The 25470-nt window shown below is 64.0% G+C and carries 25 protein-coding genes; 9 read left to right on the forward strand and 16 right to left on the reverse strand.

The features are described 5' to 3' along the window. Window positions 1-17 precede the first annotated feature (17 nt). Genes R3O64_RS11190 through dacB form a run of 13 tightly spaced genes read right to left on the reverse strand, consistent with a single transcriptional unit; the run spans window position 18 to window position 11897 of the window. Window positions 18-965, reverse strand: a complete 948-nt coding sequence (locus R3O64_RS11190) for a 2-dehydropantoate 2-reductase (RefSeq protein ID WP_070564111.1) — start codon at window positions 963-965, stop codon at window positions 18-20. A 39-nt stretch (window positions 966-1004) separates the two neighbouring features. Next, on the reverse strand, window positions 1005-1778 hold the full coding sequence (locus R3O64_RS11195) for a pantoate--beta-alanine ligase (RefSeq protein WP_338025102.1): 774 nt from the start codon (window positions 1776-1778) through the stop codon (window positions 1005-1007). Then, window positions 1760-2437 (reverse strand): hypothetical protein, encoded by a 678-nt coding sequence (locus R3O64_RS11200; protein WP_144014574.1) that lies wholly within the window; start codon window positions 2435-2437, stop codon window positions 1760-1762. Before R3O64_RS11200 ends, R3O64_RS11195 begins: the two co-directional genes overlap by 19 nt. Beyond that, window positions 2438-3679 carry a DUF6779 domain-containing protein gene (locus tag R3O64_RS11205; RefSeq protein ID WP_339016920.1) on the reverse strand — a complete coding sequence of 414 codons (1242 nt, stop codon included), beginning with the start codon at window positions 3677-3679 and terminating at the stop codon, window positions 2438-2440. It abuts the gene before it with no gap. A 5-nt stretch (window positions 3680-3684) separates the two neighbouring features. Next, complete coding sequence (locus tag R3O64_RS11210; protein WP_101736053.1) at window positions 3685-4158, reverse strand: DUF3180 domain-containing protein; 474 nt, start codon at window positions 4156-4158, stop codon at window positions 3685-3687. Between the two features lie 3 nt (window positions 4159-4161). Beyond that, complete coding sequence (folK, locus tag R3O64_RS11215; RefSeq protein WP_070532253.1) at window positions 4162-4632, reverse strand: 2-amino-4-hydroxy-6-hydroxymethyldihydropteridine diphosphokinase; 471 nt, start codon at window positions 4630-4632, stop codon at window positions 4162-4164. Further along, a complete protein-coding gene (gene folB, locus R3O64_RS11220; RefSeq protein WP_339016921.1) occupies window positions 4632-5003 on the reverse strand; it encodes a dihydroneopterin aldolase in 372 nt (123 codons plus the stop codon). Before folB ends, folK begins: the two co-directional genes overlap by 1 nt. Before the next feature lie 4 nt (window positions 5004-5007). Further along, the gene (folP, locus tag R3O64_RS11225) at window positions 5008-5937 is read right to left on the reverse strand and encodes a dihydropteroate synthase (protein ID WP_339016922.1); all 930 of its coding nucleotides are present in this window, start codon (window positions 5935-5937) and stop codon (window positions 5008-5010) included. Window positions 5938-5942: 5 nt separating this feature from the next. Further along, window positions 5943-6533 (reverse strand): GTP cyclohydrolase I FolE, encoded by a 591-nt coding sequence (gene folE, locus R3O64_RS11230; RefSeq protein ID WP_070532246.1) that lies wholly within the window; start codon window positions 6531-6533, stop codon window positions 5943-5945. Further along, entirely contained in the window at window positions 6523-9042 is a 2520-nt protein-coding gene (gene ftsH / locus R3O64_RS11235; protein WP_339016923.1) for an ATP-dependent zinc metalloprotease FtsH, read from the reverse strand. Before ftsH ends, folE begins: the two co-directional genes overlap by 11 nt. 48 nt (window positions 9043-9090) lie before the next feature. After that, entirely contained in the window at window positions 9091-9678 is a 588-nt protein-coding gene (gene hpt / locus R3O64_RS11240) for a hypoxanthine phosphoribosyltransferase (RefSeq protein ID WP_070532240.1), read from the reverse strand. Further along, on the reverse strand, window positions 9662-10621 hold the full coding sequence (gene tilS, locus R3O64_RS11245) for a tRNA lysidine(34) synthetase TilS (RefSeq protein ID WP_070532237.1): 960 nt from the start codon (window positions 10619-10621) through the stop codon (window positions 9662-9664). Before tilS ends, hpt begins: the two co-directional genes overlap by 17 nt. Beyond that, complete coding sequence (gene dacB / locus R3O64_RS11250) at window positions 10611-11897, reverse strand: D-alanyl-D-alanine carboxypeptidase/D-alanyl-D-alanine endopeptidase (protein ID WP_070532234.1); 1287 nt, start codon at window positions 11895-11897, stop codon at window positions 10611-10613. The genes tilS and dacB overlap by 11 nt, the downstream gene beginning before the upstream one ends. A 69-nt stretch (window positions 11898-11966) precedes the next feature. On the opposite strand from dacB, the gene R3O64_RS11255 reads away from it, so the two are divergent. Together R3O64_RS11255 and R3O64_RS11260 are read left to right on the forward strand one after the other, a co-directional pair. Continuing rightward, on the forward strand, window positions 11967-12440 hold the full coding sequence (locus tag R3O64_RS11255; protein ID WP_070685816.1) for an inorganic diphosphatase: 474 nt from the start codon (window positions 11967-11969) through the stop codon (window positions 12438-12440). A gap of 196 nt (window positions 12441-12636) precedes the next feature. Then, complete coding sequence (locus R3O64_RS11260; RefSeq protein ID WP_250224371.1) at window positions 12637-13470, forward strand: endonuclease domain-containing protein; 834 nt, start codon at window positions 12637-12639, stop codon at window positions 13468-13470. A 33-nt stretch (window positions 13471-13503) separates the two neighbouring features. Here the strand turns inward: R3O64_RS11260 and R3O64_RS11265 are convergent, their stop codons facing one another. Genes R3O64_RS11265 through R3O64_RS11275 form a run of 3 tightly spaced genes read right to left on the reverse strand, consistent with a single transcriptional unit; the run spans window position 13504 to window position 16516 of the window. Next, the gene (locus R3O64_RS11265; protein ID WP_339016924.1) at window positions 13504-14436 is read right to left on the reverse strand and encodes a S41 family peptidase; all 933 of its coding nucleotides are present in this window, start codon (window positions 14434-14436) and stop codon (window positions 13504-13506) included. Further along, entirely contained in the window at window positions 14433-15833 is a 1401-nt protein-coding gene (locus R3O64_RS11270) for an FtsX-like permease family protein (protein WP_339016925.1), read from the reverse strand. The genes R3O64_RS11265 and R3O64_RS11270 overlap by 4 nt, the downstream gene beginning before the upstream one ends. After that, window positions 15830-16516, reverse strand: coding sequence for an ABC transporter ATP-binding protein (locus R3O64_RS11275; protein WP_339016926.1), 687 nt, complete (start codon window positions 16514-16516; stop codon window positions 15830-15832). Before R3O64_RS11275 ends, R3O64_RS11270 begins: the two co-directional genes overlap by 4 nt. A gap of 109 nt (window positions 16517-16625) precedes the next feature. Between R3O64_RS11275 and R3O64_RS11280 the strand changes: the two genes are divergently transcribed. The 7 genes from R3O64_RS11280 to R3O64_RS11310 all read left to right on the forward strand — a co-directional run bounded on the left by R3O64_RS11280 (window position 16626) and on the right by R3O64_RS11310 (window position 25435). After that, entirely contained in the window at window positions 16626-17318 is a 693-nt protein-coding gene (locus R3O64_RS11280; RefSeq protein ID WP_339016927.1) for a sensor histidine kinase, read from the forward strand. A gap of 3 nt (window positions 17319-17321) precedes the next feature. After that, a complete protein-coding gene (locus tag R3O64_RS11285) occupies window positions 17322-17978 on the forward strand; it encodes a LuxR C-terminal-related transcriptional regulator (RefSeq protein WP_144014569.1) in 657 nt (218 codons plus the stop codon). A 133-nt stretch (window positions 17979-18111) separates the two neighbouring features. Continuing rightward, window positions 18112-20118, forward strand: a complete 2007-nt coding sequence (locus R3O64_RS11290) for a hypothetical protein (RefSeq protein WP_101736064.1) — start codon at window positions 18112-18114, stop codon at window positions 20116-20118. Window positions 20119-20154: 36 nt separating this feature from the next. Next, window positions 20155-20457 carry a rhodanese-like domain-containing protein gene (locus R3O64_RS11295; protein WP_070522692.1) on the forward strand — a complete coding sequence of 101 codons (303 nt, stop codon included), beginning with the start codon at window positions 20155-20157 and terminating at the stop codon, window positions 20455-20457. 135 nt (window positions 20458-20592) lie between these two features. Next, on the forward strand, window positions 20593-20922 hold the full coding sequence (locus R3O64_RS11300) for a type II toxin-antitoxin system HicB family antitoxin (protein WP_339016928.1): 330 nt from the start codon (window positions 20593-20595) through the stop codon (window positions 20920-20922). A 61-nt stretch (window positions 20923-20983) separates the two neighbouring features. Further along, window positions 20984-21460, forward strand: a complete 477-nt coding sequence (locus tag R3O64_RS11305; protein ID WP_070522684.1) for a MarR family winged helix-turn-helix transcriptional regulator — start codon at window positions 20984-20986, stop codon at window positions 21458-21460. Continuing rightward, entirely contained in the window at window positions 21461-25435 is a 3975-nt protein-coding gene (locus R3O64_RS11310) for a Pls/PosA family non-ribosomal peptide synthetase (RefSeq protein WP_425248907.1), read from the forward strand. Window positions 25436-25470: the final 35 nt, after the last annotated feature.

Genomic DNA, 25470 nt, shown 5'->3' on the forward strand with positions numbered 1-25470 from the left:
CTGCGTAGTGCGCACTCTTAGGCGGTGCGCAGCTGCGCCTCCAGCACCTCCTGTGCGAAGTCCCACAACGGGGTTGCAACCCCAGCTTTGACGCCCATGCGTCGGATAGCTCCGACCTGGGCGTCTAATTCGTTGGGCAATCCTTCCTTGATATCGCGCTGCATTGAGGACGTGCTGTCCGGGTGCTGCTGGCGGGCAAACTCCATGGTCTGTTCCACCACGTTCTCTGGTAGCTCCACGCCGAGTGCGCGCCCGACGGCCTCAACTTCCCGCATGAAGGCCTCGAGCTGGCCGGGGATTTCCTGGCAGAGGTACCCAATCGGTTTGTCCACCAAGGTGCCTAGAGTGCCTGTCGGGGTGACGAACATGGCTTTCGACCAGACGTCGACAAGCGCGGCGTCGTGGAACTTGCTGGAGGCCCCAGACTTTTTCAACGCGGCCGCCAGCTCCTCGCCCGTACGGCGCAGCGACTCCGGCGCCTCAGCACTCAGCGGACCAAAAGCCAAAGCCAAGGGCCCTGGGTTGCGCTTGATCTGAGCCGGTCCCAGGCGGGTGGCGTAAACGCGGGCGACACCGGCAAGGATGTTTTCCTCCCCGAATTCCTCGGCCGCCAGGTAGGGAATCTCAACCGAGTTGTGCGTGGTCACCACCGGGATCCCCTGCAGGGCCTCTCGGTCCTCCGCGCTGCCAAAGGTCTCGTTGCCCGGCAGCGCCTTCGACGCAATAACCGCCACGTCCAGCCCACCCAAGAGTTCTTTGACCTCAGCAAAAGTTTGGGCAGCCGGGACCTTAATGACCTCGGTGGTGGTGGGTTCTGCGTGGGCGTCGATCAGCGTCACGCCCGTCTCCCCCAACACCCGCAAGGTCTCACCGCGAGCGACGAAGGCGACGTCGTGGCCCGCTGCTTTCAGTTTTCCGCCAAAGTATCCGCCGATGGCGCCGGCTCCCAGAATTCCAATCTTCATGCCTCCAACCTAACTGGTGGAGACCTGCGCCACAGACTTTTATCCGCGCTGTTCTAAGTTACGGAAGCCAATGCCCAACGGCACGCCCGCGTTATCGATGAGCCGCACCCCACCCACGGTAGCGGCGATAAAGAGGCGGGCATCGCCCTCTGCGGGGGCCTCACCCAGGTCGCGTCCGCGCAGCTCGACGTACTCCGACTCCACGTTTGCTGCGGCCAACACTTCACGTGCCACGCGCACAACCTCTTCGGCTCCGGACTCCGCCGCGTACGCACCGGCGGTGAGTGCCGCCGACAGCGCGCTGGCTTGCTCGCGGGCCTCCGGTGCGACGTCAGCGTTGCGCAGGCTCATCACCACTCCGTCCGGCATGCGCACCGAGGGCACGCCCTGCACGCGCGCTGTGATGTGGAGGTCCGTAAAGGCCTGCTGGGTGGCCACGAGCAGCTCGTAGTCCTTCTCCCCCATGAGCACATCGCTGGGCCCCAGCGCACAGGTCAGCGCCACAATGCGGGTCAGCTCCGCGCTCACGTCCTCCATGCCGTGATCGGGTGCGAGGACCCGCGTGCGCTGGCTCTGCTCGCTATAGCGCCACACCACATCAACACCGTCGAGGGCAGAGATGTCCGTCTCTGGGTCCACAGCCACGACGACGATGCCGCCGCGCACGCGCTGCGCCGCCTGCACCAAGGCCAAGTGCCCCGCATGGATATCGCGGCCCAGCGGCACGAGCACCACACGCTTGCCCGTCTTGCGGTAGGCGCTACCAACCATGCGGATGCGCTCAATGTCCTCCACTAGGAGTTGTTCTGCCACGGCGCTTCCTTTCTTACTGCCCACAGTTCCAGTTCTTCAATCTTCTCCTGCCCGCCCACCATGCGGGCGACGTCGCGGTAGTTGCGCGCCATGCCCAGCTCCACGGCGGCAGAATAAGCATCGATGATGTCCCCGGCGTCGAGGTCGAAGGCGCCGCCCATAAAGTTTTCGATAATCCCCGCCTTTATCGCCGCCCACACGCTGAGTGCACCGAGCATCTCCGCGTAGTACAACCGTGCGGCACGTTCGGCGCGCTGCTCCTCCGGCACCGTTTCTGCGGACTGGGAAATCTCCGATAGCAGCAGACCAATGACGGTTTCCGCTACCTCATCGGGCGCGCTCACCGCATAGGAGTCAGCCAATGGTGCTGCGGCAATCGTCACACAGCCTCGTATTTCCAGCTCATCGAGTGCTTCTACCCCAACCAGCAACGAGGTATGAATAATAATCTGCCTAGGGCGCACGTGCTTGGCCACATCCCCAACAGCCGCCTCCAGCTCTCTCGCCGTTGCAGCGATAATCAGTGCATCGAAGCGGTCCAACTCGGAGGGGTCCTCAAGGCTCTCGATGGTGTGGCCGGCCCACTCGAGGCGCCGTGCGAAGTTAAGGCCGGCCCGGGAGTTACCCCAGACCGCCACCCGCATGCGTGGTGCCTTCATCTACTTCTTGTCGCCCTTGTTCTGCTGTTCCTGCTGACGCTTGCGGCGTGCCATGAGCTCCGCCACGGAGACCGCGCCCTCGCGGTGCTCATCGCTGCGGCGGCGGCCACGGGTGCTGGTCTGTGCGGTGTCTGCCTCCGGCTTGCGGTGGCGGTGGTGCGGCTGGGCCGGGGCAGAGTTCTCCTTGATGTGCTGCCCGCCCGCAGCACCCTGGTTCCACTGCACGGCCTGGAAACTATCGGTCTTAAACTCCGGCGCCTTCTGCTGCGGCTTCGGCTGTGGCTGGGGTTTCTCGGCCTTCGGCTGGGGTTGAGGCTTCGGTTGCGGCTTCTGCTGCGCCGCCTGCGGCTTAGGCTGCGTTTCGGTCATTGGGCGAAACGCCGCGGGACGGTTCTGAGAAGGCTGCGGCGCGCCGAAGGGCGATGGGGCTGGGCGGGCGCCCTGCTGATCTGCGGGATTCCCGGCGGGTTTCGTGGCGGGCTGCTCGGCTGGCTTCTGAGTGGGGTGCTGAACAGGCTTCGCGGCTGTCTCCGCCGCCGGCTGCTGAGCGTTGGCACGGGCATTATCCGCCAACAGGTTGTCCAGCGGGTTGCTCACCGGGTGGGTCGGCTGCGAGCCGAGGCGGCCTGCCACGGCGTCGGCAGACGGCGCGCCGCCGGACTTCTGGGTGAAGTTCACGGTGGGCGCATCGCCGCGCTCATCCACGCTCCCGCCACCGGCCTTGCGCTCCAGCTCCTGGATGCGGCGGGCCTCCGCATACAGGGCGGCAGGCTCATAGACCCACTCGCGCCCGGAGATCTCCTCGATCTGGGCGCGGATGGCTTCTAGTTCAGAACGGATCTCCGCCAGGACCTGGCTGTTGTCTGCTGTGGAAGATCCGGAGGCGGTCAGCGAGGAAGCGGCATGGGCGCGCTCCACCGCCAGAAGCTCGTTGGCCTCATGTGCCTGACGGCGGTAGCGCACCACCAGGAAGAAGCCCAGAACCGCGGCCCACAGGGAAGCAAGCAAGGCGATCTTCAGCGCATTCGCCGAGCCCGAAATCAACATAACCAGGCTGGCAATGACCGCGAGAATGACCAAGACGATGAGTCCGATGGAACCGGCGTCCGTCTTCGAACCGGACTGGGAAGACTCCACCGACGTTGGCGGCTGGGAGTCCGGTTGTGCAGAAAACTGGGTCGTCGGGCGATCATCCGGGGCCGACTCGTGCTGGGGCTCAGGGGCGTGGTTCGGACTCGTCATGCCCACTAACTTACCGCTTGTGCACCATCAGATGGAGGTGGCACCTCGCAGTGTCGCTCCAGCACCGCTCCGGCAACGCACATCGCGGCACCACCCAGCGCCGAGGTCACCACCCCGGCCAGGTCACCGGACGCAGCAACGAGCTCGCCGGCGCGCGGCACGACATAGACCGCCATTCCCGCATAGGCCCCACCCACGATGGCGCCGGTCCACGCGGAGGCTTTACCGACGAGCAGGAATTGCGCGATGGTCATGGGATTCAGCTGCGAGTTATCCAGGCCGATGCCATGTTCATCGTCCTTGGCGTTGCGGACTTTGAGGGTAAGGACGCCGCACACTACGGTCATGGCCCACAGGGAAATCGACACTGTTGCCGGAATGGCCAGCATTGAGCCATAAAAACGGGTGGTGAGGATGGCGGCCGCTGCGGCCACGAAGAGGGCCACGCCGACGAGCGCGCTGATCGACGTCCTCTTCATCGCCTACCCCACTTCCTTCACCGCTGCGACCTCGTCCTCATCGAGGCCCGCGATGAGCTCGCGCACCGGGGTGCCGTTGAGCTCCGCGTGCTCATCCGCAGCCAACCACGGCACGAGCACGAAGGCGCGCTCGTGTGCATAGGGGTGCGGGAGGGTGAGCTCCGGATCATCGGAGGTAACGCCGTCTATCTGCACGATGTCCACGTCCAAGGTGCGCGGACCCCAGTGCCGCACGCGTACGCGCTCGGCGGCTTCTTCCAACTTCTGGCCACGGCGCAGCAGCTCCAGCGGAGTGCAGTCCACGTCCACGATAAGCACTGCGTTGAGGAATTCATCTTGGTCAGTCACACCCCACGGCGGGGTGGCATAGACCGGGGAGGCCGCAACGGTCTCGGCGGCGAATTCATCGAAAACGGTCTGCAGGAGCGCGCGGCGATCCTCCATGTTGGACCCGATGGACAAGACAGCGCGCATTAGCCTGCCATCCGCTTCCGGGAGCGGCGCGCTACGACCGCGACGTCGGTAAAGGTGCGCGGGATGGGTGCCTTCGGCTTGTGGATCGTCACCTCGATGGCGTGGAGGATCTCGAAGCGCTTCATCGCGGTCTCGGCGACTTCAGCGGCCACCGTTTCGATGAGATCGCGGGAGGGGCCTTCGACGATGTTTGCTGCGACGTCGGCAAGCTCGGCGTAGTTGACCGTACGGGACAGGTCATCCTCGATGCCCGCGGTGTCCAACCAACATGTGACGTCCACGATGAAGGGCTGCCCCGTCTTCTTCTCTTCCTCGAAGACGCCGTGGTAGCCAAAGCATTCCAGGCCGGTGAGTTCGATGCGATCCGCCATGGGCTTAAGCCCTCCCCAGCGAAGTCGAGACCACGGTTCCTCCATCGGCGCCGTTGGCGTAGCTGCCGGAGGCATGCTCGCCGCCGGTATACGCCGCGCCCGCATTCCAGGCTGCGGCCACGTCCACGGCATCGCGGGAGACGTCGACCTCGTGCACGCGCACGCCCCACGCTCCCATCTGCGCGGAGATGGCGGTCACGGCTGCGGTGGCCGGATCCGCGAGCAGTGGGCTGGACTCGGCACCGCGATCCTCCCGGATGGCGGCGAGGAAGCGCTTGCGGGAAGCGCCCACCAACAGCGGGAACTCGCCCTGGAGGAACTCCGGCAACGCCTTGAGCAAAGCCCAGTTATCCTGCGGGGACTTGGCAAATCCCAGGCCCGGATCCACCACGATATTGTCGTGGCTAACACCTGCCTGGAGGGCGTTATCGGCGAGCTTCGCCAGGGACTCGTGGACATCGCGCACGACGTCTCCGCCGTGGTCGGCCACTCCGGCCGCGCTGCCGAATTGGACGGTGCGCCAGTGCATGAGGCACACCGGCAGGCCGGTGGCCGCCATGGTGCGGTACATCTCCGGGTCGGCCGCACCGCCGGAGACGTCATTGATCATGTCGACACCGGCCTCCGCGGCCGCTGTGGCAACCGAGGCTCGCATCGTATCCACGGAGGTCTTGATCCCCTCCTCGTGCAGCGCCTTGATGACGGGCACGACGCGGTGCTCCTCTTCTTCGGCCGCGACACGCACTGCACCCGGGCGGGTGGACTCACCGCCCACATCGATCATGTCCGCGCCGGAGGCCACCAAATGCCTGGCGTGCGCGATGGCGTCGTCGACATTAATCCAGCGTCCGCCGTCAGAGAAGGAATCTTCCGTGACGTTGACGATGCCCATGACCAGCGTGCGGCCGGGGACGGTGAGGTTGCTGACTGCCATGGAAACTAGCTCCTAATGAGGCTCATGACCTCCGCACGGGAGGCCGCATTCTTCTTGAAACCGCCGCGCACTGCGGACGTCGTCGTGGTAGCCCCCGGCTTGCGGATGCCGCGCATGGCCATGCACAGGTGCTCACACTCGATGACCACGATGACGGACTGTGCGTGGAGGACGTCCACGAGGGCATTGGCGATCTGGCTGGTGAGGCGTTCCTGGACCTGCGGGCGCTTGGCGTACATATCCGCCAGGCGGGCCAGCTTAGACAGTCCGGTGACGTGGCCGTCGGGGCCCGGGATGTAGCCGATGTGCGCCTTGCCGTAGAAGGGCACAAGGTGGTGCTCGCACGTGGAGTAGATGGGGATATCGCGCACGAGGACGAGTTCCTGGTGCTCCTCCGCGAAGGTCTTGTGGAGGACCTCGGTCGGGTCCTGGTGCAAGCCGGCAAAGACCTCCGCATAGGCGCGGGCCACGCGGGCCGGGGTTTCGCGCAGACCCTCGCGGTCGGGGTCCTCGCCCACGGCGATGAGAAGCTCGCGGACAGCGGCTTCGGCGCGCTCGTGATCGAACTCGCGCTGCGCCGGGATGTTATCGCTCATTATTCTCGCCGTCCTTGTACGGGTTGTTGCGGTATTCGTTGTCTCCCCAGCCGGGCGCGCCCCAGGCGTGATCCTCTGGCTTGGCGTGGCGGCCACGGCGCTCTTGCTCGCGCTCGCGTGGCTGTGCTTGCGGCTGCGCTTGTGCTTGCGGTTGCGATTCCGGCTGTGCTTGTTGCTGCGGTGCAGCGGACTCCGGCACGCGCGGAATCTCCTGGGTGACCTCGTTGCTGGGGCCCTTCTGCTCTTCAGCCGGTTGCTCCGCAGCCGGCTGGGCCTGCTCTGGGGCCACGGTCTCATCGTGTGCCCCATCGCTTTCGGCACGGTCCTCGCTGAGCTCGCGGCCGGTAGGTTCGGTGATCTCGGATTCCCCGAAGAAGGTGTTGCCCTTCTCCGGATCCACGTAATCGCCGGCGTGCTGGCCAAAGCTGAAGCCGATCTCCTTGACCGGCGCCGCCGTCCCTGCGGCGTCAGCGGGCTCTCCGCCGTTTTCCTTTGCTCGCTCTAGCTCCGCGTGGCGGCGCTCGCGGGCGGCGCGGGAGGCGTCGAGAAGCGTCATGCGTTTCGGCAGTTCCTCACCACGCTCCTGGGCCAGCTCCACCGGGGTCTTCACCGGCTCGCGGCCAGCCTGGCGCGGGAAGCGGGCGTCCTCGTTCGGGAAGACGTCGAAGGCCTCGCGCGGCTCGATGCCCTCGAAGATGCCCTCGAGGTCCGGGCGACGCAGGGTTTCCTTCTCCAGCAGCATCTCGGCGAGCTTATCCAGGTAGTCGCGGTGCTCGGACAGGATGTCATAGGCCTGCTGGTGCGCGCGGTCCAAGAGGTACGCCATCTGCTCATCGATCTTGGCGGCCACGGAATCCGAGTAGTCAATGGTTCCACCGCCGCCGGCATAGCTGAAGGGATCGCCCTGCTCCTGGCCGTACTTGACGGTACCCAGGTCCGGGCTGAAGCCGTATTCGGTCAGCATGGAACGCGCGATCTTGGTGGCGTGCTCGATATCGGAGGAGGCACCGGTGGTCGGTGCGCCGAACACGAGCTCTTCCGCGGCACGCCCGCCCATGGCGAAGACGAGGCGAGCGAAAAGCTCGTCGCGGGTGTACATGCCCTTGTCGTCTTCCTGCGCGGTCATGGCGTGGCCGCCGGTGCGGCCGCGGGCCAGGATGGTCACCTTGTAGACGCGCTCAATGTCCTTGAGCGCCCACGCCGACAAGGTATGGCCGCCCTCGTGGTAGGCGGTGACCTTCTTCTCATGCTCAGAGATGATCTTGCTCTGGCGGCGCGGGCCGCCGACGACGCGGTCGGTGGCCTCCTCCAGCGCGTCGTAGGTAATGACGTTGCCGCCAATGCGCGCGGTGAGCAGGGCAGCCTCGTTGAGAACGTTGGCCAGGTCCGCACCGGACATGCCGGCGGTGCGCTTGGCCAGCTGCGCCACGTCCACTTCCTTGGCCAGCGGCTTGTCCTTAGCGTGCACGCGCAGAATCTGCTCGCGGCCGGCCAGGTCCGGATTGGTCACCGGGATCTGGCGGTCGAAGCGGCCCGGGCGCAGAAGCGCCGGGTCCAAGATGTCGGGACGGTTGGTGGCGGCGATGAGGATGACGCCCTCACGGTCACCGAAGCCATCCATCTCCACGAGCAACTGGTTCAGCGTCTGCTCGCGCTCATCGTGGCCGCCGCCGGTACCGGAACCACGCTGGCGGCCCACGGCGTCAATCTCATCGACGAAGATGATGCACGGGCTATTCTGCTTGGCCTGCTTGAACAGGTCGCGCACGCGGGAAGCACCGACGCCGACGAACATCTCCACGAAGTCGGAACCGGAAATGGAATAGAAAGGCACGCCGGCCTCACCCGCAACGGCGCGGGCCAGAAGGGTCTTACCCGTGCCGGGAGGGCCGTACAACAGCACGCCGCGCGGGATTTTCGCGCCCAGCGCATGGTAACGCTCCGGATCATCCAGGAAGTCCTTGATCTCCTGGAGTTCATCCACCGCTTCATCCGCACCGGCAACATCCGCAAAGGTGTTGGTGGGCATGTCCTTGGTCAGCTCCTTGGCCTTGGAGCCACCAATGCCGAACATGCCGCCCGCGCCCTGCTGCATGCGGGTCATAAGCCAGAACAGCAGCGCGAAGAGGATCAGCATCGGCAGCAGGAAGCTGATCATGGAACCGATGAAGGAATCCTGCGTCACCTTGGTCTGGTACTTCTCCGCACCAGAGCCCTTCACCGCGTTAAAGACCTGCTCGGAGGCGCGGGCCGGGTACTTGGCAATGACCTCTTCGACGCCTTCCTGCTCCTCCACCGTCACCGGCTTCTTGAGCTTGAGGCGCAGCTGCTGCTCGCGGTCATCGATCTGTGCTTCCTCGACGTTCTTATCCGTCAGCTGCTGCATGGCCACGGAGGTGTCCACCTGCTTGAAGCTGCGGGCATCATTGCTAAAGAACGTGAAAGCGTACAGCAGGATGAGAACTAGGCCCGCGATCGAGCCATAGCGGATGATGTTCTTATTTTTCATTAATTACCTTGCGAATTCGAGGCCTCATGCAACAGAGGGCAAGAAAAACTAGTCGTTGCTGTATACCGCAGGCTCCAGCGTGCCCACATAGGGCAGGTCACGGTAGCGCTCCGCAAAATCCAGACCATAGCCCACGACAAACTCGTTGGGGATATCAAAGCCCACGTCGAAGAGATCCAGCTCCGCCTTGACTACCTCAGGCTTGCGCAGCAGCGTGACCACTTCCAGTGAACGGGGGTGGCGGCCCTGCAGGTTGCGGATGAGCCAGGACAAGGTCAGGCCGGAGTCGATGATATCTTCCACGATGACCACATCACGGCCCTCGATATCGCGGTCCAGGTCCTTCAAAATACGCACCACGCCCGAGGAGGAGGCCGAGTTGCCATAGGAGGACACCGCCATGAACTCCAGTTGGGACGGAATGGTGAGCTTGCGGGCAAAGTCCGTCAAGAAGAAGACCGCACCCTTGAGCACGCACACCAGGATGAGGTCATCATCGGCGTTGCTGTATTTCTCGGAAACGCGGTCCGCCATCTCTTGGATGCGCGCCTGAAGATCGTCTTCGGCGACGAGTACGTTTCTAATGTCCTCTCCATAAGGATTGGCGGGGACGGCTGAATCATGGGTGTCGTGCACGTGAGCGCTCCTTTGCTGACCGAGGCAATAGTGACAGTTTGCCACCAACGCGTGCGACTTCCAACCTTGTACCTCTCTTTTCACCACGGACGGCGACTGGCCCCTGCCCATGCCACTGCACGCACAGGGCATCGATGCCGCGCACCGCCTCGCGCGTAACCTCTACCCCTTCCTCGCGCAGCCACGCGGCAATCGCCCGGCGGCGCTTCGGCTCGGGAAGGGCGGCCAGCTCGGCGCAGTCGGGGGTGGGGTGGGTGGTGAGGAAGGCGTCGTCAAGCGCGGCGTCATAGGCTGCCTGGGCCAAAGCCGGCACGGGGTCACCGCCCAGGATCTCCTGCAGGCGCGGGAGGATCTCGCGGCGCAGCGCCACGCGGCGAAAGGCCGGGTCCTGGTTCTGGGGATCGTGCCAGACGTCCAGCTCCAGCTCCGCGCAGGCGGCCTCGGTCTGAGCGCGGCGCACGCGCAAAAGGGGGCGCAGCACGCGCACGCCCTCCACCTCGGAGCGCTCGCACATGCCCGCCACCTTCCCCCGCAGGGCGCTCAGCAGCAGGGTTTCGGCCTGGTCATCGGCGGTATGAGCCACCGCCACCTCGCCCCAGGGCGCGAAGGCACGGTACCGGGCGGCGCGGGCTTCGGCCTCCACGGAGCCGTGCTTGGCGACGTCCACCGGCAACACCTCCGCCCCCGCCCCCAATCCACGAGCCTGGTCGGCAGCCCCGCGCGCCTGTGCGGCCGAGCCTTCCTGTAGGCCGTGGTCGACGCAGAGCGCTGTGACCTCATGACCTTCTGCGACGAGGGCCGCGGTCAGCGCCAGCGAGTCGGCGCCGCCGGACAATCCCACCGCTATGGCGCGGGGGTGCTGCCCCACCACGGCGCGGGCGGCCACCCGGCAGGCCAAGAAGTTGGGGCTTTTACGTGGCCAAAAAGGTTTCTTAGAAGTCATGGAGTGCGGCGGCGAGGGCGTCTTGGGCCTGGCGGGCGGAGGTGACTTCGCCGTCGTTGACCAGGAAGGCGAAGGCATAAACCCGGCCCGACTGGCCTTGGGCGGTGCCGGTCAGCGCGGAGGTTCCGGTGAGTGTGCCGGTCTTGGCGCGCACGAAGCCGCGGGCGGGCGAATCGGAATAGCGCTCATAGAGGGTTCCTTCGCCGCCGGCGAGGGGGAGGTAGCCCAACAGTGGGCGTAGCTCTTCGGTGGCTACGGCTTGATCCGCGATGTGGGCGAGGAGGCCTGCCGGGATGCGATTATCGCGGGAGAGACCTGAACCGTCCTTTAAGGTGACGCCGTTGACGTCGATGCCGGCGCCGCTGAGCACGTCGAGGGTGGCCTGCGCGGCGCCGTCGAAGCTTGCCTCCGCGTCTTGGCTGATGGCCAGCTCGCGGGCGATGGCCTCTGCCATGACGTTGTCGGAGTCCTTCGCCGCTTGCTGCGCGCGCAAGGCCAGCGGCTCGGACTCGCTGGAGGCGATGGCCTCCGCGTTGTCGGGTGCGGGGGCCATGTCGGCTTTATCGGTACCCAGGCGTTTGGCGAGCGCGCGGGCGACGTCGAGTGCCGGCTCATGGGAGCGCGGGACGTCCCCGGTCTTCTCCCCGATGCGCCCGCCGTAGAGCATGGCTGGCTGGATGGGTGCGACATAGCCACCGTCGATATTGTCATCGTCCCAGCCGGGAGCCTGGTCGGGGCCGGCCCAGACGGAGGTATCAATGGATACTCGGTTGACGGTGCTCATGTGCTTCTTGATCTGCTCCGCGAGCTCATCGAGGCGCTCGTCCGTCAGCCACACATCGCCGGAGGCTTTGATGACCACGTCGCCATCGTTATCGCCTTTGACCACTTCCGTGGTGAGGCGTTCTTCTTCATCGAGCGCGAGCGTTGCTGCGGCGAGGGTGAGGACCTTGGTCGAGGAGGCAGGCGTGAGCGGCTTTGCGGGTTCGCGCTCCCACAGCACCTCGTGGGTGGTGGTGTCGATGACCTGACCGCCGAAAGTGGCGAGAGCCTTGTCTTTGCCCAGCTCATCCAACTTCGCTTTAAGCGCGGCGGTGTCTATCTCACCAGGCTCGACGGGTTGGAGCAGCGTTTCGGGTTCTGCCTGCTTATAGGGTTGGCCGTGGTCCAGTTGATCGTAGGTGCGCTGGACTTCTACGCCCACTGCGGCCGTCGCCGCCACGACGCCGGCCGTGACGAGGGCCGCAGTACTCCACCAGACATGCTTAGCTTTCATCGCCCTTTAGACTAGCGCGGTAGACTATGCGGAGCACATGCCAACCTATTAGTTATGGAGGATTCAGCCGTGAGCGTTGAAGTAACCATCGAGATCCCTAAGGGCTCCCGCAACAAGTACGAGATCGACCACGAGACCGGCAAGGTCCACCTCGACCGTTACCTGTTCACCCCGATGGCCTACCCGGCTGACTACGGCTTCATCGACCACACCCTGGGTGAGGACGGCGACCCGCTCGACGCACTAGTTATCCTCCCGGAGCCGGTCTTCCCGGGCGTTGTCGTGGAGGCCCGCATTCTCGGCGTATTCAAGATGACCGACGAGGCCGGCGGCGACGACAAGCTGCTCGCCGTCATCGATGACCCGCGCTGGGAGCGCTACCAGGACATCAACGATGTGGAGCAGCACATCAAGGACGAGATCGAGCACTTCTTCGTCCACTACAAGGACCTGGAGCCGAACAAGGAAGTTACCGGCTCTGGCTGGGGCGACAAGGCTGAGGCAGAGAAGATCCTCGACGAGGCTAAGGCTCGCTTCAAATAATTCGCACTTCTAAGGGACGTTTCGATCAAATAGGGCCCCAGACCCGGGGGTTTGAGAGGCCTTATTTGATCGAAACGTCCTTTTTCTTTGTCACCGCGACAACTCCTCGTTCGTGACGTACGATTCGATCAAATAGGGGGCCGAAAACAGCGGTTTCTGGGGGCTTATTTGTTAGAAACGTACTCATCGGGGGCACATGGAAATTTTCGAGGGACGCGCGGGCACTCGCCGCGCGGCTAACGGCCAGGCAATCAAGATTTGTCGCGGTCTGTATTTATCTGCGGTGCCAACGCCGCGCGAGCTCGCTGAAATCGTCTCAAGACGCTGGCCAGACTCAGCCTTGGATGGCTATTCCGCCGCCCAGCAGTATCTTGGCCAAGAACTAACTTTTCCGCTTCACTTCCTGCGCGCAGGAACGATGGCACCGAGCACGTACTTCCGGAGCCGACGGGCGCGGCCCAAAGCGCTGGGCAGCATGAATGGGGTAAACGTGTGTAGCCCGCTGCAATGCGTTGAGGCGATGGAGCACGAGGATGCCGTGGCCTTCATCGAGGCCTTCTTCGCCGGGCCGCATGGGCGCTCGCGCATCGAGACGGAACAGCTGGACTTTCGCCGCCTGCCCAAGCACACGCGTGAGGTGTTGGAAAAGGCCATCGTCGGGGCGGATAGCAAGCCGGAGCGCGACCTCACCCGGGGTCTCGATCCCCACGTCAAAGTCCGCAACAACGTGCGGATTGGCCCCTACCGCTGGGACTTGCTCCTAGAGGAACACAAGGTGGCCATCGAGGTGGACGGATACGCCTACCACAAAGGCGAGAACCGGCAGCGTTTCGAGATCGACCGCCAGAAGCTTAACGACGCCATCCAGCGCGGCTACCGGCCCCTCCACTTCACCGCCGCCACAATTGAGCACCACCTCGACGTCGCGGTTCACCAGGTCCTCGCGGTCATAAAAGGGCGGGGCGAGCTGGTTCCTCCGCCGTGGAAGTGGCATCACTACTGGCGGTGGGAAGGCGAACGTTGCGGCTAAGTCGCCGCAGCTTACTTAGGATCCGCAACGTGCTTAGGAACCACAGTGGGAGGCAAGCCAGCCATCGAGCTCCGATTCCGGGGCATCGGGGGCAATGGGATCCTCGGCGAACTCCTCGCCCGTGCGCGCCTTGTCCTTAGCCGTGGTGAGCATGAGCGAGCGGCCATCCGGATAATCCAGGACCACGTTCGCAGAGGCGTAGCCGGCGGTCGGCTCGCCGAAGGTGCGCACGTTATCCAGGCCTCGGAAGGCCAGAAGGGTGGCCTCGCCGGAGGACGCGGTTTCGTCGTCGGTGAGCACGGCGACGGGGACCTCAATCTTGCCACCCGACGTGGTTGTGGGCGTGCCACCGCCGGTGACGGAGTTGCCGTCGATGGTGACGTCAGAGGTCCCCATCCGGCTGACGAAGGAGAGCGCGGTGCCATCCGGCAGCAGGGGGCTTAAGCCCGCGTACATCGGGCCCATGTCACCGCCGCCGTTGCCGCGCAGGTCCACCACGGCAGCGCACGCCTCCGGGTGGGCAGTCAGGCCTTGAGCCAAGGTATCGGCATAGGCCTGGCCGTCATTATGGCGGCCAATCGACGGCACGGTGGCGCGCAGGACACCGTCGTCGAAATCGACCGAAGGCTCGGTGCGCTCAATGGCCTTTTCTTTTTCGGCGCTAAAGACGCTGGAGTGCTTGCCGCCTGCGGCGTCAATGGCGGCATCGAGGAGATCCGGGTTCGTGGGGTCCTCCTTAAAGGCCTCACGGGCGCGCTGGAATTCTTCGCTTTCGCCGTAAATGCCGGTGAAAGCTGCGGTGTCCACCATCGCGGTGTTGATGCGCTTCTCGCTGGCGTTGAAGAGGAAGTAGGGCTTGCCCAACAGCGCCCCACCATAGGAGGGGCCGAAGAAGTACACGGCCGCGACCACGGCGATGAGGGCAACAAGGAACAGTCCGCCGAAGATTTTCAGTACAGTTTTCATTCTTTCCTTCCTCCCGTGCGCAGCACGTAGCCGCGCAGGGGTTCAACAATGACAATGGCTAGCAGCGTGACCAACCAACCTATGGCCAGGAATCCGAAGGCCATGAGCATGCGGCCGAGAACATCGACGTCGCTTGAATCGACACTGGAGAAGAACATCAGCGAGGCGATGCCACCGCCGAAGAGGAAGCCGAAGAAGCTCAAGCCCACGACCGGCCCCATGACGGTCCAGGCACCGGAGCGGAACTGGAAGCCGCGCGGCACGCCCATGAGATCCAGGGAGCGGATGAGCTCCTTATCCTCAAAGATGCCGGAGACCTGTCCCAGGATGATGGACATGGTGGTCAGCGTGAAGCCAAAAATGAGGGTTAATAGAACACCGGTGGAGATGTCCTTGAACACCACGTTCATCCCCGGGTCTTCCTTCAACACCAGGGCCAAAGCGTCTGCGCCCAGGGGTGCGGCAACGAGGAATCCCGCCAAGTAGCCGAAGAAGCCGATGGCCGCACTCCGCCGCCAGGCGGGGCGCGCATTACCTGCCACTCGCTGGCAGGCCACGAAGTGCGCGGTGCCCGGGAAGAGGGACAAGATGTGCGCGCCGAGCTGCAGGATGAAGGGAGCGATGAGGTTGATGCTCATCAGCATGCCGAACATGACCACGATGACCATGGCGGTCGGCGGGCCCGCCTTGCCAGAGAGGAAAACTCCACCGACCACCACAATGATGAGGAAGACGATGGCGCGCCACCAGCGGTAAGCCGCGGGCATCTGACGCTTGGCCACGCCCAGCGGGCTCACGCGCACGCGCTGCATGCCGACGAGTGCCGCACCGATGGCCAGCAGGAAAAGCACACCCGCCACGGCGAGGTAGCCCCACCACGGGAGGAGAAGCTCGGACAGAGCAATGGAACGCATCTGGAAATCCAGCTGGGTGAAGACCGGCGCGACGAGCAGGCTGATCAGCCCGCCGAGCACGATGCCGACGATGGCTTGCAGTCCGGTCTCCACGATGACCATGCGCTCCACCTGGCGGGAGCTCAATCCCAACAGGCGCAGGGTGGCCAGGCGCTGTTCCCTGCCGGACGCACCGAGGACGGCGGCTTGGGCAGTGAGGTTAAACAGCGCCGGAAGAATGAACGCGCAAGCAAAAAGGGCTAGGGCAAACCAGGGATAGAGGAAGGCCTCCATCTCGTTGCCGAAGGCCTCCTTGAGTGCCGGGGCGGCATCCTCGACGTGCTGGGCGCGCTGCCAGAACATCCAGGTACCACCCGCAACGAGGAAGGCGATGGCGGAGCCAATGGTCAAGCTCACAATCGCCAGCATCGAGACGATTCCTGTTCCGGATCGCGCGCGAATGGATTCGCGCTGCAGGTCAAAGACCAAAGTCGCGGTGTTCATCGAATCACCTCGAGGCGGCGGTCGTCGTGGATGATGCCATCGCGAATCTCCACGCGGCGCTGCATCCAGTCGGCCACCTTCGGGTCGTGCGTGACCATGACCAGGCTGGCACCCGACTGGCGCACGATGGTGGTGAGCATCTGCATGACCTCGTGGCCCGTGGACTGGTCCAACGCACCGGTCGGCTCATCGGCGAAGACCACGCCCGGAGAAGCCACCAGCGCACGCGCAATAGTCACGCGCTGCGCCTGACCGCCAGAAACCTGCGCTGGGCGGCGCTCCGCCAAACCACCCAGGCCCAGCTGGTCCAGCAATTCCATCGCGCGCTTGCGGGCCGCACCCCGCCCCATACCGTTGAGCATCGCAGGCAGCGCCACGTTGTCCACGTTGCTCAGCTCCGGCAGCAGCTGGCCGTCTTGGAAGACGAAGCCGAAGTTGCGCAGGCGGGTGCGGGAGCGGGGACCGTCGCCAAGCGCGGAGAGCTCTTCATCCCCGTAGCGCACGCTGCCGTGCGTGGGGGTGAGCACGCCGGACATGCAGTGCAGCAGCGTGGACTTGCCGGAGCCGGACGGCCCCATGACGGCCACGAGTTCGCCCGGTTCGATGTTGAGGGAGATTCCAGCGAGCACCGGGCCGCCGCCGAAATCCTTGGTGATGTCTGTCAGGGAAAGTGTCTGTGCCATGTCTCTCATTTCACCGTCTCAGGCCCGCTTAAAGAACAGCCCTAGCGTTGCTCTTTAAGGTAGTGCCAGCACTACCCCTGCCGCAGGGGCGGACCACTATGCTGGGCCTGTGTTCCGAAGAAAGCCCCAGCCCACCAACCATGAGCAGCAGCAAGCGGAGAAGATTGCGCAGCTCACGGCCTCGCGCCGCGCCATCGCGGATGCCTATGAGGTGGAGCGCGCCCGCATCGAGCGTGACTTGCACGACGGCGCGCAGCAATACCTCGTGGCCGCGAGCATGAAGTTGGGGGAGGCTCTTCTCGACGCCCCTTCTGACCTCGCCGAGCTCCTTACCGCCGCCAAGCAGGACGTGGACCGCGGCCTCAAATCCTTGCGCACCACGGTGCACGGCATCCACCCGCAGGTGCTGCAGGATCACGGTTTGGTGGCCGCGCTTGCCGATGTTGCTTCTTCCCACGGCCCCCATGTCAGCGTCTTCGCCCCGCATCCTTTGCCCAAGCTTTCCGCCTCCGTGCTGGCCTGCGGCTACTTCTTCGGCACGGAGGCGTTGACCAACGCTGCCAAGCACGCGCCCGGCGCGCCGGTGTCTGTTTTAGTGACCGCGGATGCCTCCTTAAAGATCACTGTGGTAGATGAGGGGCCAGGTGGTGCGCAGGTGGTACAAGGCCATGGGCTGGCCGGGATGGCCGAGCGCCTCGCCGCTTTCGGTGGGGAGATGACGCTATCCTCTCCCCCGGGCGGGCCGACGAGGCTAGCGTGCTCGATTCCTCTTCTTCTCGATCGCGGACAGTCAGGAGTTTAAGAAATGAGTTTGAGAATCGTCGTGGCGGATGACTCCGCCATTCTGCGCGAAGGTTTAGCTGGCCTTCTGGAGCGCCGCGGGCATTCGATTGTGGGCCAGGCGGATTCCGCCCCGGCGCTTGAGGCCGTGATGGATAAGCTGCGCGATGAGCTTCCGGACATCGTCATCACGGACGTGCGCATGCCACCAGGCATGGGCGATGATGGCTTGAAAGCCGCCGTGAACTTGAGAAATGCATACCCGGGCTTACCCGTCATGGTGCTCTCCCAGTATGTAGCGCCCGCATATGCGGTGGAGCTCTTCGACTCCCCCGATGCCGGCACAGGCTACCTGTTGAAGGACCGCGTCTCCGAGGTGCGGGACTTCCTCTCCAGCCTGGACGTGGTGGCTCAGGGCGGCACCGTCATCGATCCCACCGTGGCGCAGGCGTTAATGAGCTCCGGGCGCAGCGGTCTGGGCGAGCTCACTCCACGCGAGCGCGAGGTTCTCGAATTAATGTCCCGCGGCAAGTCCAACAAGGACATCGCCGCCGAGCTCGTCCTGTCTTCCGCCGCGGTGGCCAAGCACGTTTCCAATATCTTCACCAAGCTGCGGCTGGACCCCAGCGAGGACAACCGCCGCGTGAAAGCCATTCTGGAATACCTCTCAGCACACCGCTAAAGCCCGCGCCCGCCCACCGTCCCACACGAGCGCCCTGACAGAGACCGTCCACAGGATCCCAAGGAAACTGTGACGCAAGACGCATAAGCTTGTCCGTGCCCTTACCCAACCCACTCTGGAAGGACCCCGCTTAATGGACGTGCAGCTCAACATCGTGCGCTTTAACCGAGAAAAGATTGCTGACCATGACTATTTTCTGGAGTTAATTCAGACGGAAGGGCTGGACTCCTTCCGGAAGCCGGATCCAGAAATGGAAGAAGCATCGGCCGCACTCTCCAAACTCTTCGGACAGGACGTGCCCGCGCATTCGGCCGTCACGGTCACGATGGATTCGAGCAATTTAGAACTCCAAGAAAAGCTAGCTTTGCTGGCGTATTACCACGGCTTGGTGGTCTTCATTGGAACCACGGACATCCTCTTTAATGCGACTGGAATCCCCACGAGCAGCAATGGCCTTTCCTCCATCAGGAACTGCATGGGAACTATGTGGCGACAGGTCAGCAGACCGATGCTTGATCGCGCCTTTGAGGACGCCCTGCGCCTACCGGTGTCCGAGCAAACGTGGCTTCAGGTAGTCAACTATGGCTCGGAAGAACGCAGCTACGGCCTCGATATGTCCATGCACGTGCGCGCAAGCGGGCAGTTCGAACTGATATGGTCCAGCCTCCCTCCAGAGGCCACTGAACCAGTATTCCGCACGCTCACTGTCGATACTTACGAAGAAGCACGAGAGATTCTGCTTTCCTTCAGTGATCACAACCCGTTGATCGAAGAACTTGCGTGGGAGCCGTTGCCTCAACGTGAATCTAAGCCAATCCTGGATGCTTCAGTCCGCCACGAAACACCCTGGCGCCGGCTGGACGCGGTGAAGGAGCTCCCCGCAGGCGTGATGGTCCATCTACACAAATGGCCAACATTTTCCCTGGCCTACGGCCGCAATGCGCAAGGACAGTGGACCGCGAAGGTTTACGATAACCTCGGCACCGACAATGTGCAGACCTTCGACATCGCAGACGAAGTCATCGCAGTGGCGGAGCACTATTTGGACGGCAACGGCGAGATGATTTCCACGGTCTTCCCGGACTCTTCATCTTCGGATCCGGCACCGTACACCACGGTCACCGCAATGGAGCTTCCGGAGCGCGAGGAGCAGTGGACAGAAGCATCAGTATGCATGATGCACCGCATCCGTGCTGACCATAATGGCGAGCCCAGCCCTCGGATGCAGAAATATATTGAGAGGATTAACTCAAAGCTCGGAAGCGAAATCCTCCTCGCCGAGGAGCACGTGGAGGCACAAGCACTCACTCGGCTGCTCATCCCTGCCGACGTCAGGTCGGTCACAATAGAGAGGCTTACTCATCTGGCGCAGGATCATGGCATTTCGCTTGTTGTCGATGATTCCCTGGCACTGTACAACCCGTCGGGCAAGCCGCTTCCGGGGGCTGAGAGCTGCCAGTTGAAGCTACTCGCGGATAAGTTGTATGTGAACACTTGGGAGGTGACCACCTCCTCCTCCGTACTCGAAGCAGGCCTTCGCCTCTTCACAGGATGGAGGCTTGAGGTTCGATCCGGGAGTCAGGTGGACTTCCAGGAGCGTTATACCTTGGAAACAACCTATACGGGCGACAACGTTTCGCTTGACCTTGTCACCCCCGACGGGAACCTACACGAAATCCCATCCATCCCACTGCCCCTTGCTCTGGATTTGATGGTTGAATTCACCTACTCCCCGGCGCAGTTGGTGGACAAAGTGAATTGGCAAGATCAGAAGTCGTCCTCAGATATCCCTGAGGAAGAGCGCTTCATGGTCAACGCCACGGTCTTCGGCTCAGCTGCGTATCTTTTCAACGATGACCTTCTCGAGGCAGTTCGCCAGGACGGCTTCCCCGAAGTGGGAGCGTGGGTAGCAGCCTTTGACCGAATAGTCCCGGGCGACTACTGCCAGGTCGACCGCGTGCAACCCTCAGAAACAGGAGCGGCACGCTACCTCGTCGAATGGGGCCACAACAACGGTGAGGAAGAAAACTTCCAGATGCTCCTAGAGGACATCGACGAAGCCTTGTCCCTCCTTGAACGGTTTGTGAACGGGGACCGCGCAGAGTTTGAAGCTCTTCCGTGGACGCGGCGAGTGGAGTAACAACACTAGGCCCTATGCGTGACTAGGGTATGGGGCATGAGAAACGTAACGCCACAGGAAGTACCTGAGAACGCCCAGCTTATCGACGTCCGCGAGGACCACGAGTGGAACACCGAGCATGCCCAAGGCGCCACGCACATCCCGATGGGCGAACTAGTTGATCGCATCGACGAGATTGACCCGGACCAAGACATCTACGTCATCTGCCACCTAGGCGGGCGCAGCATGCAGGTCTGCCAGTACTTGGAGCACACCAAGGGCTGGGACGTCATCAACGTCGAGGGCGGAACGGATGGTTGGAAGGCCCAAGGCTGCCCTATGGTTTACCCAAACCACTAGTGGTACCATTTGCGGTACCATACAGGTGTGGTTTCCAAGATAGAAAAGATCCTCACAAAGATGCGGACCTCACGGACAAACGTCCGCTTCTCAGAGCTGCAACTTGTATGTGACTTCTATTTCTAGGAGCAGATCATGAACCTCGCAGACAAATACACCTACCAAACCGCTTGGTCAGAAGAAGATGGCGAGTTCGTTGCCACAGTCCTAGAGTTCCCTTCCCTGTCATGGCTGGATGCTACTGCGACCACCGCAGAAGCCGAGTTGCGCAGCGTCGTCGAAGAAACTCTAGAAGATATGCAACGCAACAATGAACACATCCCAGAACCATTCGGGCAGCGAAGCTTTTCGGGGAAGTTCAACCTCCGCATACCTCAGTCACTTCACCGAGACCTGACCATCGAAGCAGAACGGGAAGGCGTTTCTCTCAACACACTCATCGTGCAGAAGCTAGCCTCAGCCTGAAACTAGTGGGCCATAACCCATAATTTAGGCATGCCACCGTAGGCGCGTTAGAATCATCGGCATGCCTTCATTGAATTCTGTTTCCATCCCTACCGCGCTCCTGGAGTCCCCTTCCTTCCAGCTGGAGCGCCTCCGCCGCCGCACCCGCGAAGGCGTCGAGGCCGCGCTGCAAACGCAGCGGACCACCCTGCGCGAATACTGGGTACTCACCTGCCTCGTTGCGGAGACCGCGTCGTCCCAGTCCGCCCTGTCGGAAACCCTAGCCATCGACGCCTCCGACATGGTGCGCCTCCTCGATTCACTGGAGTCCCGCCACTGGGTCAAGCGTGAGCGTGACTCCAAGGACCGCCGCCGCCAAATCATTGCCTCCACCAAGAAAGGCACCAAGGCCCACAAGGAGCTTGCGGTCTTGGTGGCGAAAGCGGAGGACGAGGCCCTCGACGAATCCACCAACAAGCAGCTCAAGCACCTGCGCAAGCTGGCCACCGCCATCATCGCGGCCGACGCGCCCGGTGATGCAGAAAGCAGTGATGCCTAAATGACGGAGCCCGATAATCTTCCTAGTACCGGAGGCCGCCACGCCCTCCAGGCGGACGAGCCCGAGACCCCAGCAATGCCCGAGGTTCCCGCGCACTACCTCCTAGGTTCCGAGGCCGCACCGGCGCGCACCCTGTGGGACGTCGTGCGCACCACAGCAGAGAACTACCCCGAGGCTGCCGCCCTGGATGACGGTGAGATCCTGACCTACGCCGAGCTGCTTGCCGACGTCTCCGCCTGGGCCACCGAACTCCACGCCAGCGGTGTGCGGCGCGGGGACCGCATCGGCATCCGCATGACCTCCGGCAAGCGCGAGCTCTACCTGGCAATCCTGTCCACGCTCGCCGCCGGCGCGGCCTACGTGCCCGTCGACGCCGACGACCCCGATGAGCGCGCCGAGATGGTCTTCGGCGAGGCCGATATCGACGGTGTCTTCACCGACGAGGGCTTCCGCATGCTGCGGGAGCGCGGGGCGCGCCCCACCTTCGACGAAAAGGACGGTGGCGGCACCGCCCCCTTCGACGAACCGCGTCCAGAAGACACCGCCTGGATCATCTTTACCTCCGGTTCTACGGGCAAGCCCAAGGGCGTGGCGGTGAGCCACCGTTCCGCGGCCGCCTTCGTTGACGCCGAGGCAGCCCTCTTCCTGGCGGATAACCCGCATGGCCCGCTCGGCCCGGACGACCGCGTCCTGGCCGGCCTGTCCGTGGCCTTCGACGCCTCCTGCGAGGAGATGTGGCTGGCCTGGGGCCACGGTGCTTGCCTGGTCCCGGCCCCGCGCTCCCTGGTGCGCTCCGGCATGGACTTAGGTCCCTGGCTCATTCGCCGTGACATCACGGTGGTCTCCACCGTGCCAACCCTGGCTGGCCTGTGGCCCGCCGAGGCCCTGGATAATATCCGCCTCCTCATCGTCGGCGGCGAAGCCTGCTCCCAGGAGCTGGTGGACCGCTTAGCCACCGAGGACCGCGAGATGTGGAATACCTACGGCCCCACCGAGGCCACCGTCGTAGCCTGCGCGCAACGCATGCTGCCGGGCCAGCCCGTGTCGATCGGGCTGCCGTTGAAGGGCTGGGACCTGGTGGTCGTCGACAAGCACGGCGTCCCCGTAAACACCGGTGAGGTGGGCGAACTCGTCATCGGTGGCGTGGGCCTGGCCGCCTACCTGGACCCAGTCAAGGACGCGGAGAAGTACGCGCCGCTGGAGTCTCTGGGCTGGGAGCGCGCCTACCGCACAGGCGACCACGTGCGCCTTGAAGAGGACGGCCTGTACTTCGTGGGCCGCGTCGATGACCAGGTCAAGATTGGCGGCCGCCGCATCGAGCTCGGTGAGGTCGAAGCCAACGTGGCGGCCCTTCCCAACGTGTACAACTCCGCCGTGGCCGTGCAGAAGACACCGGGCGGCGAGTCCGTGCTCGTCGGTTACGTGTCGCTGGAGGAGCCCACGGTGGGCTTCGACCACGAGGCGGCGCACGCCCGTCTCGCGGAATCCATGCCGGCAGCGCTCGTCCCCCGCATTTGTGTCATGGAGGAGCTGCCGATTCGCACCTCCGGCAAAGTGGATAAGAAGGCCCTGCCGTGGCCACTGCCCGGCGTGGGTGTGGAGGCATCCGGCCTCAACCCCACCGAGCAGTGGTTGGCGGAGCTGTGGGTGGACACCCTGGGCGTGTCCGTCGAGGACGTCAACGCCGACTTCTTCTCCCTCGGCGGCACCTCCCTGGCCGCGGCGACCCTGGTCGGCCGCATCCGTGAGCGCTTCCCCACCGTGGCCGTGCGTGACCTCTACGACCACCCGCGCCTGGGCTCCCTGGCGGAGCAGCTTGCCGACGCCGAATCCGCCGAGGACTCCGGCCCCGCCCGCGAGGTAGCGCCCGTGCGCGCCGGCACGCGCATCGCGCAAACGCTCATCCAGATCCCGGTGATGACCATGGCCGCCACGAGCTGGCTGGCTTGGTTGCTCTTGGGCTCCAACGTGGCGAACCTGCTGGGCGTGGACTGGGCCATGACCACCCCGTGGTGGCTGGTGGCCATCCTGCTCGTCGTCTTCGTCACCCCGGTTGGGCGCATCCCACTGGGTGGTTACGGCGCGCGGCTTATCACCGCCGGCATCACGCCTGGCGAGTACCCGCGCGGCGGTTCCACGCACCTGCGCATTTGGGCCGCTGAGCGCTGGGTTAATGCCATAGGCGCCAGCTCCCTGGCGGGCGCTACCCGCGTCAATAACTATGCCCGCGCCTTGGGCGTGAAGATTGGCCGCGGCGTGGACCTTCACTCATTGCCACCCGTCACCGGCCTGCTGACCTTGGGCAAGCACGCCGCTATCGAACCGGAAGTGGACCTCACCGGCTACTGGCTGGACGGCGACATCCTCCGCGTCGGTGCCATCGAGGTCAAGGAAGGCGCGCGCGTGGGTGCGCGCTCCACGCTGCTGCCGGGCACCGTCGTGGGCAAGTACGCCCACGTAGAGGCCGGCTCCACCGTGACGGGGCGCAAGAAGGTCAAGGACGGCCAGCGCTGGTCCGGCTCCCCCGCCAAGAAGGTGGGCCGCTCCAAGCACCGCTTCCCGTCCCATGCCCCGAAGCGCCGTCCCCTATGGGTTCCTGTGTATGACTTCACGTCCGTCCTGCTAGCCGTGCAGCCCATTGTGGCGCTGGCGGTCGGCGCGGCTGTCGTCGTTAGCCTCATCGCGCTGACGGATGGCTCCGCCTTCGTCGGCTCCATCTTCTTCGCACCGCTCGGCGCCCTGGTGGCATTTGCTACCTATATGCTGCAAACCTGGCTGGGCGTGCGCCTCCTTTCGATTGGCATCACGCCCGGTGTTGCACCGGTGCGCTCCGCCAAAGGTTGGCGCTTGTGGACCATCGAGAGGCTCATGGATGAAGCTCGCACTCAGCTCTTCCCCATCTATGCCTCGCAGCTCACCCCGGCGTGGCTGCGTTCGCTGGGTGCGACGATTGGCAAGGACGTGGAGATTTCCACGGCCGTCATGGTGCCCAAACTCACCGAGGTCAAAGACGGCGCCTTCCTGGCGGATGACACCATGATCGGCGGCTACGAGCTCGGCGGCGGTTGGATGCTCACGGGTGAGACCAAGGTGGGCAAGCGCTCCTTCGTGGGTAACTCCGGCATCACGGGTCCGGGCCGCAAGCTGTCGAAGAACTCGCTGGTTGCCGTTCTCTCGTCGACGCCGAAGAAGACTAAGTCCGGTGCCAACTGGTGGGGCTCCCCACCGGAGCGCATGCGCCGCGTCGAGGCCCACGTGGAGGGCGTGCAGGGCGAGTCCCTCACCTACTCCCCGGGCTTTGGGGTCAAGGCCGCACGCGGTGCGATTGAGACCATGCGCCTGTTGGCGCCGATGACCTCGGCCATGCTGCTGGCGGGGACCCTGGCATCGCTCTACGCGCTTGCCGACGCCCTCGGCGTCGCCGCCGCCTGGGCCCTCGGCGGCCTCATCCTCATGGTGGCGGGCGCTATCGCGATGACGGTCACAGTAGCCGCGAAGTGGATCTGCGTGGGCACGCAGACCGCCGGCGACCACCCGCTGTGGTCCGCCTTCGTGTGGCTCAACGAGCTGCAAGATACCTTCGTTGAGGCGGTTGCTGCGCCGTGGTTCTTTAGCCACACCTATGGCATGGGTGAGATCAACCTGGGCCTGCGCGCGCTGGGCGTCAGGATTGGCCGCGGTGCGTGGATCGACTCCTACTGGTTCCCGGAGACCGATCTCTGCATCGTGGGCGACGGCGCATCCGTCGGCCCGGGCACCGTGGTGCAAACGCACCTCTTCCAGGACCGCGTGATGAGCCTGGACACCGTGACCATTAAGGCCGGCGCGACACTTGCCTCACATTCGGTGGCGCTGCCCGCCTCAGTCATTGGCAGCGTGGCGACGGTTGGCCCCGGCTCCTTGGTGATGCGCGGCGACCAAGTCCCGGGCAATTCCGAGTGGCAGGGCAACCCGATTGAGCCCTGGAAGAAATAGATAAACAGAAAGGAGGCGGCAGGTTTTCCTGCCGC

The organism is Corynebacterium hesseae (genome assembly GCF_037850265.1).
Lineage (GTDB): Bacteria > Actinomycetota > Actinomycetes > Mycobacteriales > Mycobacteriaceae > Corynebacterium > Corynebacterium hesseae.